The organism is Kribbella jiaozuonensis (assembly GCF_005233875.1).
In the GTDB taxonomy this organism is placed as follows: domain Bacteria; phylum Actinomycetota; class Actinomycetes; order Propionibacteriales; family Kribbellaceae; genus Kribbella; species Kribbella jiaozuonensis.
On record NZ_SZPZ01000006.1, the window covers coordinates 454,469 to 466,172 of the forward strand.

The 11,704-nt window shown below is 69.2% G+C and carries 11 protein-coding genes; 7 read left to right on the top strand and 4 right to left on the bottom strand.

Features of this window, described 5'->3' with window-relative positions; all coding sequences use genetic code 11:
• The first annotated feature begins 3 nt into the window (after positions 1-3).
• On the top strand, positions 4-828 hold the full coding sequence (locus FDA38_RS37560) for an alpha/beta fold hydrolase (protein WP_137258922.1): 825 nt from the start codon (positions 4-6) through the stop codon (positions 826-828).
• Here the strand turns inward: FDA38_RS37560 and FDA38_RS37565 are convergent.
• On the bottom strand, positions 775-1,134 hold the full coding sequence (locus FDA38_RS37565; RefSeq protein ID WP_170989998.1) for a winged helix-turn-helix transcriptional regulator: 360 nt from the start codon (positions 1,132-1,134) through the stop codon (positions 775-777). The two genes, FDA38_RS37560 and FDA38_RS37565, sit on opposite strands and share 54 nt — an antisense overlap.
• A gap of 64 nt (positions 1,135-1,198) precedes the next feature.
• On the opposite strand from FDA38_RS37565, the gene FDA38_RS37570 reads away from it, so the two are divergent.
• The gene (locus FDA38_RS37570) at positions 1,199-2,143 is read left to right on the top strand and encodes an NADP-dependent oxidoreductase (protein ID WP_137258923.1); all 945 of its coding nucleotides are present in this window, start codon (positions 1,199-1,201) and stop codon (positions 2,141-2,143) included.
• Positions 2,144-2,358: 215 nt separating this feature from the next.
• Positions 2,359-2,985, top strand: coding sequence for a superoxide dismutase (locus tag FDA38_RS37575; protein WP_137258924.1), 627 nt, complete (start codon positions 2,359-2,361; stop codon positions 2,983-2,985).
• 56 nt (positions 2,986-3,041) lie between these two features.
• Here FDA38_RS37575 and FDA38_RS37580 read toward each other — a convergent pair whose 3' ends face one another.
• The 3 genes from FDA38_RS37580 to FDA38_RS37590 all read right to left on the bottom strand — a co-directional run bounded on the left by FDA38_RS37580 (position 3,042) and on the right by FDA38_RS37590 (position 6,071).
• A complete protein-coding gene (locus FDA38_RS37580; protein WP_137258925.1) occupies positions 3,042-3,824 on the bottom strand; it encodes an alpha/beta fold hydrolase in 783 nt (260 codons plus the stop codon).
• 94 nt (positions 3,825-3,918) lie between these two features.
• A complete protein-coding gene (locus FDA38_RS37585) occupies positions 3,919-5,175 on the bottom strand; it encodes an RNA polymerase sigma factor (protein ID WP_137258926.1) in 1,257 nt (418 codons plus the stop codon).
• A complete protein-coding gene (locus FDA38_RS37590; protein WP_137258927.1) occupies positions 5,172-6,071 on the bottom strand; it encodes a TIGR03564 family F420-dependent LLM class oxidoreductase in 900 nt (299 codons plus the stop codon). Before FDA38_RS37590 ends, FDA38_RS37585 begins: the two co-directional genes overlap by 4 nt.
• Positions 6,072-6,166: 95 nt before the next feature.
• Here FDA38_RS37590 and FDA38_RS37595 point away from each other — a divergent pair, with 95 nt between their 5' ends.
• From FDA38_RS37595 to FDA38_RS37610, 4 genes are read left to right on the top strand one after another with little or no spacing between them, the layout of a single operon-like run.
• Positions 6,167-6,700 carry a TetR/AcrR family transcriptional regulator gene (locus FDA38_RS37595; RefSeq protein WP_137258928.1) on the top strand — a complete coding sequence of 178 codons (534 nt, stop codon included), beginning with the start codon at positions 6,167-6,169 and terminating at the stop codon, positions 6,698-6,700.
• A gap of 54 nt (positions 6,701-6,754) precedes the next feature.
• Positions 6,755-9,742: a glycine--tRNA ligase gene (locus tag FDA38_RS37600; protein WP_170990012.1), complete on the top strand. Its 2,988-nt coding sequence runs from the start codon at positions 6,755-6,757 to the stop codon at positions 9,740-9,742.
• Between the two features lie 8 nt (positions 9,743-9,750).
• Complete coding sequence (locus tag FDA38_RS37605; RefSeq protein WP_137258930.1) at positions 9,751-10,725, top strand: pyridoxal-phosphate dependent enzyme; 975 nt, start codon at positions 9,751-9,753, stop codon at positions 10,723-10,725.
• On the top strand, positions 10,718-11,626 hold the full coding sequence (locus FDA38_RS37610; RefSeq protein WP_137258931.1) for a ribonuclease Z: 909 nt from the start codon (positions 10,718-10,720) through the stop codon (positions 11,624-11,626). Before FDA38_RS37605 ends, FDA38_RS37610 begins: the two co-directional genes overlap by 8 nt.
• Positions 11,627-11,704 lie beyond the last annotated feature (78 nt).

Here is an 11,704-nt window from a genome sequence, read left to right on the forward strand (position 1 = left end):
GGCATGAACAACACATTGGTGGTTCCCGAGGCGGAATTGTACTACGAGGTGCGCGGATCAGGACCGTTGCTGGTCCTGGTCGGCGCGCCGATGGACGCGGACTCGTTCGCACCGCTGGCCGACCTGCTGGCCGACGACTACACGGTGCTGACGACCGATCCGCGTGGGGTGAAGCGGAGCGCCCTCAATCCCGGTGGTACGTCGCGACCCGAGCAGCGCGCCGACGATCTGGCCCGGCTGATCCGGCACGTCGACGCCGGCCCTGCCGTCGTACTCGGATCGAGCGGGGGAGCGGTGAGCGTGCTGGCGCTCGCCCAGCAGCACCTGGACGTCGTACGCGCGGTGATCGCCCACGAGCCGCCGCTCGATCGGCTGGTCGAGGACGGCGACGAGTTGCTGGCGAAGTCCGAGAAGCTGATGGCCGACTACCTGACCGGGGACGTGGTCGGCGCGTGGCAGCAGTTCTTCCGGCTGGCGAACCTCGGCGTACCGGACCAGGTCGTCGAGATGATGTTCAGCGGCGAACGCGACCCGCAGCAGGTCGCGGCCGAGCAGTTCTGGTTCTCGCACGAGATGCGCGAGACGATCACCTGGATGCCGGACCTGGACAAGCTCCGTACGGCGAACGTCATCGTCGGCATCGGCGAGGAGTCGACCGGGCAGCTGTGCGACCGGACCTCGACGGCGCTGGCCGACCAGCTCGGGATCGAGCCGACCCACTTCCCCGGCGGGCACACCGGCTTCGCCGACCAGCCCGAGCCGTTCGCGAAGGCGCTACGCGCTGAGCTGGTCGAGGTGGGTTTCCACCCAGGTGCGCAGCGCGCCTAGCGGCTTCGACACGCTTCGGCCGATGGCGGTCAACGAGTACTCGACGTGCAGCGGCACCGCCGGGAAGATCTCCCGGTCCACGAACCCGTTGTCCTCCAGCCGCCGCAACGTCTGGGTCAGCACCTTCGGGCTGATCCCCTGCAGCCGCCGCTGCAGCTCACCGAACCGCAGCGGGCCGTCCTCCAGCGCACCGATCGCGAGGGCGGCCCACTTGTTCGCCAGCAGGTCGAGAACGTCCCGGCACGGGCACTGCGAGGCGTACACGTCGTGCTTGTCGTGCATGCCGGTGGAGCATTTCGTCGTCATACTTCCCAAAAGGTAGCAGTAGTCCTTGCGGGAAACTAGGGCCATCGGGATAGCTTCCCGAGCCATGAGAGCAATCAGCCAAGACACGTACGGCGGACCCGAGGTCCTCAAGCTGATCGACACCGCCCGGCCGGAGCCGTTGCCCACGGAGGTCCTGGTCCGCGTGGAGGCGGCCGGAGTGAACCCCGTGGACGCCAAGACCCGAGCCGGCCAAGGCGTGGCCGGGCTGCTCGGCGAACCGCCGTTCATCCTCGGATGGGACGTGAGCGGCGTCGTCAAGGCGGTCGGGCATGGCGTCCACACCCTCGCGGTCGGAGACGAGGTCTACGGGATGCCGTGGTTCCCGCGGGCGGCTTCCGCGTACGCCGAGTATGTGACGGCGCCGTCCCGGCATTTCGCCCGCAAGCCCGCGAACCTCGACCACATCCAGGCCGCCGCGGTGCCGCTGGCCGGGCTCACGGCGTACCAGATCCTGACCGCGCTGGCCGACGTACAGAAGGACCAGCGGGTGCTCATCCACGCGGCCGCGGGTGGGGTCGGCCACCTGGCCGTGCAGATCGCCAAGGCGCTCGGGGCGTACGTCGTCGGTACGGCGAGCGCCGGCAAGCACGAGTGGCTGCGCGGCCTCGGCGTGGACGCTGTGATCGACTACCACTCGCAGGAGCTCGCCGAGGCGACCGGGGACCTGGACGTCGTGGTCGATCTGGTCGGGACCGAGGCGACGTTGACGCAGTCAGTTGCGGTCACGAGGCCGGGTGGCCTGGTCGTCGCCGTACCGTCCGGGAGCCCGCAGGCAGTGGTTGACCGGGCCGCGGAGTCGGGCGTCCGGGTGGCGTCGTACCTGGTGGAGCCCGACGGTCACGCGCTCGGTGAGATCACCGAGCTGATCGAGAGCGGCGCCGTCCGGATCGAGGTCGAGGAGGTGTTCCCGCTCGCCGAGGCGGGTGCGGCGCACCGGCGTCTCGAGGACGGCCGGACCCGCGGGAAGCTGGTGCTCGCGGTTCGGTGAGACTCGCTCGTGGGTCGCTGGGTGGAGTATGTGAAGCTGGGGGTGTCCGGGACGTACGCCGGGGTGTGAAGGCGGTCGGACCGGGCACCGGTCGGTGGTGGCGCGTTCGCCCGCGTGTTGCCTTGACCTCAACCGTGGTTGAAGTTTCAAGCTGGTGCCGCTGAGACAGGACATCGGAGATATCGGCCCTGGTGGGCCCCGACGAAGGAGCAGAGTTGACCACGTACACGCTTCCCGATCTTCCCTACGACTACAGCGCGCTCGCGCCGAGTATCGCCGGCGAGATCATGGAGCTGCACCACGACAAGCACCACGCGACCTACGTGAAGGGTCTGAACGACACCCTGGACAAGCTGGCCGAGGCCCGCGACAAGGGTGACTTCGGTTCGATCGTCGGGCTGGAGAAGACGCTGGCCTTCAACCTCGGCGGTCACGTCAACCACTCGATCTTCTGGAAGAACCTGTCCCCGGACGGCGGCGACAAGCCGGACGGCGAGCTCGGCGCCGCGATCGACGAGTTCTTCGGCTCGTTCGACGCGTTCCAGGCGAACTTCACCGCGAGCGCGACCACGATCCAGGGCTCGGGCTGGGCCATCCTCGGCTGGGACGCCCTCGGCAGCCAGCTGCTGATCCACCAGCTGTACGACCAGCAGGGCAACCTGCCGGCCGGCCAGACCCCGATCGCGATGCTGGACATGTGGGAGCACGCGTTCTACCTGCAGTACAAGAACGTGAAGCCGGACTACGTCAAGGCCTGGTGGAACGTCGTCAACTGGGCCGACGCCCAGGCCCGTTTCGACGCGGCCCGCTCCGGCGCCGGCGCGCTGATCACCGGCGCCTGACAGACCACGCAGTACGACGAAGGGCGTCCGGCCGGGCCGGACGCCCTTCGTGCTGTTCAGGCACAGAACCCGGCGATCACCGGTGCGATCGCGGTGGCCTTGATGACGTGGTTCTGACCCGGTACTTCGGTGTGCCCGGCGCCCGGGATCGCGTCGGCCAGCGCACGGGTGGACGTCTTCATCCACGCCGGGCTCTTGCCGCCGTTCACCACCTGCACCGGCTGCTGGATCGACGCCCACTGGGCCGCGTCCATCGGTTCGCCGAAGCAGTTGTCGCCGAGGATCTGCGCGTCGTACGGGATGGTGTGGGCCATCGCCTTCATCGGCTTCCAGGCCGGCATCAGCTTCATCATCGTGACGAAGATCCCCGGCAGCCCGATCCCCTTGGTGAAGAAGTACTTGATCGCGTCGCCCGGCTCGAGCGCCTGCATCTCGGCGACCCAGGTGCGCGGGATCTGCTTGCGGCTGTCGTCCACGACGTACGGCGGCTCGAACGCGACCAGCTTCTCGATCGGCAGCCCGGCTGCCGCGGCCCGGAGCGAGAGCGCCGCGCCGGACGACGAGCCGTAGACGTACGCCGACCCGCCGGCCGCCTCGATCACGGCCGCGAGGTCCTCGATCTCCCGGTCGACGTCGTACACGCCGGTGTCGCCGGACTCGCCGCGACCGCGCCGGTCGTAGTTGTAGACGGTGAACCGGTCGGCGAGCGCCTCGGCGACCGCGGGCATCGGGCCCTGGGCACGGGAGCAGAGCGCGCCGTCGACGAGGACGAGCGCCGGCCCGTCCCCGCGCCGGTCGTACGCGATGGTGGTGCCGTCCTTCGATACGACGGTGTTCATGGTGACTCCTCCTGGTGGGTGACGATCTCACCCCTGCGTCGAGCGTCTACGTCGCCGCTCGACTCTGTGTGACGTAGATCACTCGTAGGAGGAGTCAGCAGGCGGCGGCGCGTTCGAGGAGGAGTTTGCGTTCGCGTTCGTTGCGGGTCAGGGCGGCGGCCTTCTCGAACTCCTCGCGGGCCTCGGGGAAGCGGCCGAGTTTGAAGAGGAGGTCGCCGCGGACGCTCGGTAGCAGGTGGTAGTCCTTCAGCGACGGGTCGTCGGCGATCGCGTCCACGGCCTCCAAGCCACGCTGGGGGCCGAACGCCATCGAGATCGCGACTGCCTGGTTGAGCTCGACCACGGGCGACGGCGTGACCTGCGCGAGTACGGCGTACAGGCCGGCGATCCGGGCCCAGTCGGTGTCCTCCGGTACGGCGGCCCGGGCGTGGCAGGCGGCGATCGCGGACTGGAGGAGGTACGGGCCGGGCGGCTTCTCCAAGGCCCAGGCGTGGTCGATGCCTTCGAGGCCGCGGCGGATCAGCAGCCGGTCCCAGCGGCGGCGGTCCTGGTCGAGCAGGAGCACCGGCTCGCCGTCCGGCCCGACGCGGGCGTTGGCCCGGGACGACTGCAGCTCCATCAAGGACAGCAGGCCGAGTACCTCGGGCTCGGTCGGCATCAGCTCCGCGATCAGACGACCGAGCCGCATCGCCTCGTTGCACAGTGCCGGACGCATCCAGTCGTCGCCCGCGGTCGCGGAGTACCCCTCGTTGTAGATCAGGTAGACGACCTCGAGGACGGACGACAACCGCTCCAGCAGGTCCGGCCCGGACGGCACCTCGAACTGGACCTCGGCCTTGGCCAGGTTGCGCTTGGCCCGGACGATCCGCTGCGCGATCGTCGGCTCCGGGGCAAGGAACGCGCGCGCGATCTCGTCGGTCTTCAGGCCGCCGAGCAGCTTCAGCGTCAACGTCACCCGCGCGTCCATCGTCAACACCGGGTGACAGGCGGTGAACACGAGCCGGAGCAGGTCGTCCTCGATGTGGTCCTCGAGGATCGCCTCGACGTCGTCCTCGACGCTGTCGCCGTCGATCTCGAGCTCGTGCCCCATCTCGGCGAGCTTGCGCTGGTACGTGTCCTTACGCCGGATCAGGTCGATCGCCCGGCGCTTGGCGATCGCCATCAGCCAGGCGCCTGGATTGTTCGGTACGCCGGACTGCGGCCACTGCTCCAACGCCGCCACCAGCGCATCCTGCGCAAGCTCCTCGGCCAGACCCACGTCCCGCACGATCCGCGCGACACCCGCGATGATCCGCGCCGACTCGATCCGCCAGACCGCGTCGACCGCCCCATGCGCCTCCGTAACCGTCACCCCGCCACTGTAGACAGGAACGCGGTCGTCCGGCTCTGTTCTTCTGGAGTGCCGATCGGGGCGAGCATGAGGTCGGTGGCGCCGGTGTCGCGGACACGGTCGAGTTGCTTCCGGATCGATGCCTCGTCACCCACGATCAGTACGTCGGCCGGCCCGTCGACGCCTTCCCGGTCGAGCATCGCGCGGTACTCCGGAACCTGCCCGGCCAGCGCGAACTGTTCCGCGAACCGCGCCCGCACCGCGTCCTCGGCGGACGTCAGGCACACACCTAGCCCCGCCACGATCCGCGGACTGCGGCCGCCGGACGCCCGCGTGATCGACGGTACGACGTGCTCGCTCAAGGTTCGGGGCCCGGTCATCCAGGTGATCGTTCCGTCGGCGAGCTCGCCCGCGACCTTGAGCATCGCCGGACCGAGGGCTGCGAGAAGCACGGACGGCGCCTCGGTGCCGGGTAGGTCGAGTGCGCCGACAGCGGTGTACGCCGAGCCGTGGTGGTCGACGGCCTCGCCGCGGAGGAGTGGTCGCAGTACCTCCAGGTACTCACGGAGTCGTCGCGCCGGACGATCGGTGGGCAGTCCGTACATCGTGCTGACCATCCGGGCGATGCCGGCGCCGATGCCGAGCGTGAGTCGGTTGCCGACCGCGGCCTGCACGGTCAGCGCCTCCTTCGCGAGCACGAGCGGGTGCCGCTGGGGGAAGGGCACGACGGCGGTGCCCAGCTCAATCCCCGGAGCGGTCGGGCCGGCGGCCGCGAGTGTGGTGAGCGCGTCCCAGCCCACGCCGTGCGTCACCCAAGCGGTGGCGACACCAGCCGCCGCGGCCTCCTGGATCTGCCGGGTGATCTCCGGCAGCGGGGCGGGTCCGCGGACGTCGCCGAAGGCCATGCCGATGCGCATCTGGATCTCCTCAGAGTTTAAGTGGGGTGGTCCCCCGGTTGTCAGCCGCTACGATATGGGGGACCACCCCGCTTACGTCAAGGGACTTCGAAGAGATGCGCGCAGATGCCCAGCGGAACCGGGACCGCCTGGTAGCGGTCGCGGCCGAGGTCGTTGCCGAGCAGGGCGCGGAGGCGTCGCTCGAGGAGATCTCCCGCCGGGCCGGCGTCGGATCGGCGACGCTGCACCGGCATTTCGGCGGCCGGATCAGCTTGCTGGAAGAGGTGTTCCGGAGCAGCGTCGACGCGGTCTGCGCGCAGGCCGTCGAGCTGCTCGATGCTCCGGATCCCCTGCAGGCGTTGACGAACTGGCTCCGCGCGATGGTCCGGCACGCGACCAGCAGCCGCGGCCTCGCGACCGTGCTGGTGATGAGCGGGGACTGCGGTACGGACACGCACGCGCGGGTGATCGCGGCCGGCCGGAGCTTGCTGGAGCGCGCCCAGGACGGTGGCGCCGTACCCGCGGATGTCCGGATCGAGGACCTGCTGAAGCTGGTCAACGGCATCTCACTGGCCAGCGGCGACGACTCCGCCCAGGCCGACCGATTGCTCACCCTGGCAATGCGGGGGATAGCACCCGCCCGGGGCTAATAGACTTCGGTCCGAAAACCCCCGGAAGATGGCTTGAGGTTTGCTGTGCTCACCATGCAGGACGCGCTGCTGGCGCTGACGAAGTACTGGACCGACCGGGGCTGCATGGTCGTGCAGCCGTTCAACACCGAGGTCGGGGCCGGAACGCTGAACCCGGCGACCATCCTGCGGGTGCTCGGTCCCGAGCCGTGGCGGGTCGCGTACGTCGAGCCGAGTGTGCGGCCCGACGACAGCCGCTACGGCGAGAACCCGAACCGGCTGCAGACCCACACCCAGTTCCAGGTGGTGCTCAAGCCGGACCCGGGCAACCCGCAGGAGCTGTTCCTGGAGAGCCTGACCGCGCTCGGGATCGACATCCACGCGCACGACGTCCGGTTCGTCGAGGACAACTGGGCCAACCCGGCGACCGGTTCCTGGGGTCTGGGCTGGGAGGTCTGGCTGGACGGCCTGGAGATCACCCAGTTCACGTACTTCCAGCAGGCCGGCGGTATGACGCTCGACCCGGTGTCGGTGGAGATCACCTACGGCATCGAGCGGATCATGATGGCGCTGCAGGGCGTCTCGCACTTCAAGGACATCGCCTACGCGCCCGGCATCTCGTACGGCGAGGCGTTCGGCCAGGCGGAGTACGAGATGAGCCGGTACTACCTCGACGACGCCGACGTGGAGTCGCAGAAGCGGCTGTTCGAGGAGTACGCGAACGAGGCCCGCCGGATGATCGACGACCGGCTCCCGGTGCCCGCGCACATCCAGGTACTGCGTTGTTCGCACACCTTCAACGTCCTCGACGCCCGCGGTGCCGTCAGTACGACGGAACGCGCGAAGGCGTTCGGCCGGATGCGCACGCTGGCCCGCGAGGTCTCCCGGCTGTGGGCCGAGCGCCGCGAGGAGCTGAAGTACCCGCTGGGTCTCGCCGAGCTTCCGCCGGCCGCGGCCGAGCCGACCGGGTTCCCGGCGATCACCGGGACGCGGCAGCTGACGTTCGAGATCGGTACCGAGGAGATGCCGCCGTCGGAGGTCACCAAGACCGCCGAGGCCGTGCGTTCCGCGCTGGAGGAGAAGCTCGGCGCGACCCGGCTCGGGCACGGCGCCATCACGACGTACGCGACTCCGCGCCGGGTCGTCGCCTTCGTCGCCGAGGTCCAGGCCAGCGAGCCGGATGCCGAGCGGGTGGTGCGCGGTCCGCGGAAGTCGGCGGCGTACGACGTCGACGGCAACGTCACCAAGGCCGCCGCCGGGTTCGCCCGAGGTCAGAAGGTCGACCCCAGCGAGCTGCACGACCTGGACGTCGACGGCGTCGAGTACGTCGCGGTCACCAAGCCCGACCCGGGTCGCGGGGCTGCCGAGGTACTGAGCGGCGTACTGAGCGAGATCGTGAGCGGCCTCCGCTCCGACAAGAACATGCGCTGGAACGACGCCAAGCTGTCCTTCACCCGCCCCATCCGCTGGCTCGTCGCGCTGCTCGGCGACCAGGTGGTTCCGGTCTCGGTGTCGTCGCTCGCCGCCGGCCGGACCACGCGGGTGCACCGGACCGCGGCGCCGCCGAAGGTCGAAATCGCCTCGGCCGAGGGGTACCTCGACCTGCTCCGCATCCACGGCATCGAAGCCGATCCGGCCAAGCGCCGCGCGCAGATCGTCGCCGCGGCGACCGAGCTGGCGAAGACCGTCAACGGCACGGTCGACTTCGAGGGTGAGGCCGCGCTGGTCGACCAGGTCGTCAACCTGATCGAGGAGCCGACGTCGATCCTCGGCGGGTTCGCCGCCGACTACCTCGAGCTGCCGAGCGAGATCCTGACGACGGTGATGCGCAAGCACCAGCGGTACCTGCCGGTCCGGGACGCGGATGGCAAACTGCTCCCGCATTTCGTTGCCGTGGCCAACGGTTCCGTCGACGAGGACGTGGTGCGCGCGGGTAACGAGGGTGTACTGCGGGCGCGGTACGAGGACGCCGCGTTCTTCTGGCGCGCCGACCTGCAGACGCCGCTCGAGTCGATGAAGGGCGAGCTGGAGAAGCTGGCCTTCGAGGAGCGGCTCGGCTCGATGGCCGATCGCGCGGGTCGCATCGGCCGTATCGCGCTGGCGTTGGCCGGCACGGTCGATCTCGGCGGCGACGACCTGACCACGCTGAAGCGGGCGGCCGAGCTGGCGAAGTTCGACCTGGGTTCGCAGATGGTGGTCGAGCTGACCAGCCTGGCCGGCACGATGGCCCGCGAGTACGCGCGTCGCGCCGGGGAAACCGAGGGCGTCGCGCAGGCGCTGTTCGACATGGAGCTGCCGCGGTCCGCCGGTGACCCGGTGCCGTCGACGACTCCGGGCGCGCTGCTCGCGCTGGCCGACCGGTTCGACCTGCTGGCCGGACTGTTCGGTGTCGGTGCGAAGCCGACCGGAAGCTCGGACCCGTTCGCGTTGCGTCGTGCCGCCGGCGGTGTGGTCGCGATCCTGCGCGAGCACCCGGAACTGCGGGCGATCACGCTGCCGGTCGGTCTGCAGGCCGCCGCCGCGGAGATCGGTGCCCAGGGCATCGACGTACCGGCGGAGTCGCTGGACGAGGTAGCCGAGTTCACCGTCCGGCGGTACGAGCAGCAGCTGCTCGACCACGGCGACGACCACCTCCAGGTCGCTGCAGTGTTGCCGTTGGCAACCGCTCCGGCAGCCGCCGACGAGACGCTCAAGACCCTGCAGGGCCTGGTTGGCAACAGCGACTTCGCCGACCTGGTCGCCGTTCTCCAGCGGGTACGCCGGATCGTCCCGGAAGGCACCGAGGCGTCGTACGACTCGAGCAAACTGACCGAGCCGGCCGAGGTCGCGCTGCACGAGGCGGTCGAGAAGATCGGTCAGGCGCCGACGGGTCTGGCCGACTTCGTCGCCGCCGCCTCGGTCCTGGTCGAGCCAGTCAACGCCTTCTTCGACGAAATCCTCGTAATGGCCAAGGAACCGGACATCCGCGCCGCACGCCTGGGCCTCCTCGCCACCATCAGCCAACTCGCCGCCCCGGTCCTGGACTGGCAAGCATTGGGCACCAGCCTGAGCCCGGCTGAGTGAGGTTTCACATGACGTTGAGTCCCGCAGAGGCTGCCGAGCGGTCGGAGGTGTTCGCGCCGAGGTTGCGTGAGCATCTGCCGCCGACCCCGTTCGTCCCGTACGGCGCCATCAGCGAGGATCTCGGCGTCGAGCTGCTGGTGAAATGCGAGCACCAGCAGCGGACGGGGTCGTTCAAGGCGCGGGGCGCGATGGCGAAGATCCTCACGCTGAGCGACGCGGAACGCTCGGCCGGGGTGGTTACCGCGTCGACGGGTAACCACGGGCTGGGCGTCGGCAACGCACTGGCCACGCTGGGCGGGCACGGGATTGTGTATCTGCCGGAGACGGCGTCGCCGAGCAAGGTGGCGGCGTTGCGGCGGCTCGGGCTCGAATTGCGGGCTGAGGGCAACGATTCCGGGGTGCTCGAGCCGAAAGCGCGGGCGTATGCGGCGGAGCACGGGCTGACGTATGTGCCGCCGTACAACGATCCTGACATCATCGCCGGGCAGGGGACCGTGGCGGTCGAGATCGTCGAGCAGTTGGCCGGTGAGCCGCTCGACGCCGTCTTCGTGTCGGTCGGTGGCGGCGGGTTGATCAGCGGGGTCGCGGCGGTGCTGAAGAAGCATCTGCCCGGGATCCGCGTGTACGGCGCACAGCCGGCCGTCGACGATGCGATGGCGGCCTCGGTGCGGGCGGGCGAGATCGTCCAGGTCGACGCCGAGCGGACCTTGTCGGACGGTACGGCGGGCAGCGTCGAGCCGGGCAGCATCACGTTCGACTTGTGTCGCGAACTGGTCGACGACTGGGTCCTGGTCGAGGAGGACGCGATCCGCGAGGCGCTGCGCATGGTCATCGATACCGAGCACCAGTTGATCGAAGGCTCAGCGGCGCTGGCGTTCGCGGCCGCACGTGAACGCCGTACCGAACTGGCCGGCAAACGCGTCGCGGTCGTGTCGTGTGGCGGCAACATGTCGTCCTCGACCTTGGTGGCCGCGCTTGCGTGAGCTCGTCGTGCTCGGGACCGGCAGCCAGGTGCCGTCGCGGGAACGCACGCAGAACGGGTACTTCCTGCGCTGGGACGACGAGGGCTTCCTCTTCGATCCGGGGGAGGGCACGCAGCGGCAGATGCTGTACGCCGGGGTCGCGGCCGGCGCGATCACGCGAATGTGCATCACGCATTTCCACGGCGATCACTGTCTCGGGATGCCCGGAATCGTGCAGCGGTTGTCGCTGGACGACGTACCGCATCCGGTCCGTGCGCACTATCCGGCGTCGGGCCAGAAGTACTTCGCGCGTTTGCGGTACGCCGCGTCGTTCTTCGAGCGGGCCGAATTGCTCGAGGAGCCGGTAGAGGAGGACGGCCTGTTGTCGGTCGGCTCGTTCGGGCAGCTGTGGGCGCGCCGGCTCGAGCACTCGGTGGACTCGTTCGGATACCAGTTGATCGAGCCTGACGGCCGCCGGATGCTTCCGGACAGACTGGCTGCTCACGGCATCGTTGGTCCGGCCATCGGTCGGCTCCAGCAGGCCGGATCTCTCCAGGTGGACGGCCGGACGGTGAACATCGAGGACGTCAGCGAACCGCGGCCGGGCCAACGATTCGCGTTCATCATGGACACCCGCCTGTGCGAGAACGTACTGCGGTTGGCGCAGGACGCGGATCTGCTGGTGATCGAGTCGACATACCTGTCCTCAGAAGCTGATTTAGCCCGTCGTTTCGGGCATTTGACGGCTCGGCAGGCAGCCCGCGTGGCGGCGGAGTGCGGCGTACGCAAATTGGTCCTGACCCACTTTTCCCAGCGTTATCAGGAACCTGAGCGTTTTCTCAGCGAAGCCGCCGCCGAGTTCTCCGGCGAGATCGTGGTCGCATCCGACCTCAGTCGGACGCCGGTTCCGGCCCGCCGCTAGGGCGAACAATGCATGACGAGAAGGCCAACACGGCTCGACACCGGTGACGGCAGGATTAGCATTACCGGCGAATGGAAT

What these genes read in the sequence shown, in the direction of transcription:
- FDA38_RS37605 (WP_137258930.1), top strand. Translation starts at nt 9,751, where the DNA reads ATGACGTTGAGTCCCGCAGAGGCTGCCGAGCGGTCGGAGGTGTTCGCG.
- FDA38_RS37595 (WP_137258928.1), top strand. Translation starts at nt 6,167, where the DNA reads ATGCGCGCAGATGCCCAGCGGAACCGGGACCGCCTGGTAGCGGTCGCG.
- FDA38_RS37600 (WP_170990012.1), top strand. Translation starts at nt 6,755, where the DNA reads ATGCAGGACGCGCTGCTGGCGCTGACGAAGTACTGGACCGACCGGGGC.
- FDA38_RS37565 (WP_170989998.1), bottom strand. Translation starts at nt 1,134, where the DNA reads ATGACGACGAAATGCTCCACCGGCATGCACGACAAGCACGACGTGTAC.
- FDA38_RS37590 (WP_137258927.1), bottom strand. Translation starts at nt 6,071, where the DNA reads ATGCGCATCGGCATGGCCTTCGGCGACGTCCGCGGACCCGCCCCGCTG.
- FDA38_RS37560 (WP_137258922.1), top strand. Translation starts at nt 4, where the DNA reads ATGAACAACACATTGGTGGTTCCCGAGGCGGAATTGTACTACGAGGTG.
- FDA38_RS37570 (WP_137258923.1), top strand. Translation starts at nt 1,199, where the DNA reads ATGAGAGCAATCAGCCAAGACACGTACGGCGGACCCGAGGTCCTCAAG.
- FDA38_RS37580 (WP_137258925.1), bottom strand. Translation starts at nt 3,824, where the DNA reads ATGAACACCGTCGTATCGAAGGACGGCACCACCATCGCGTACGACCGG.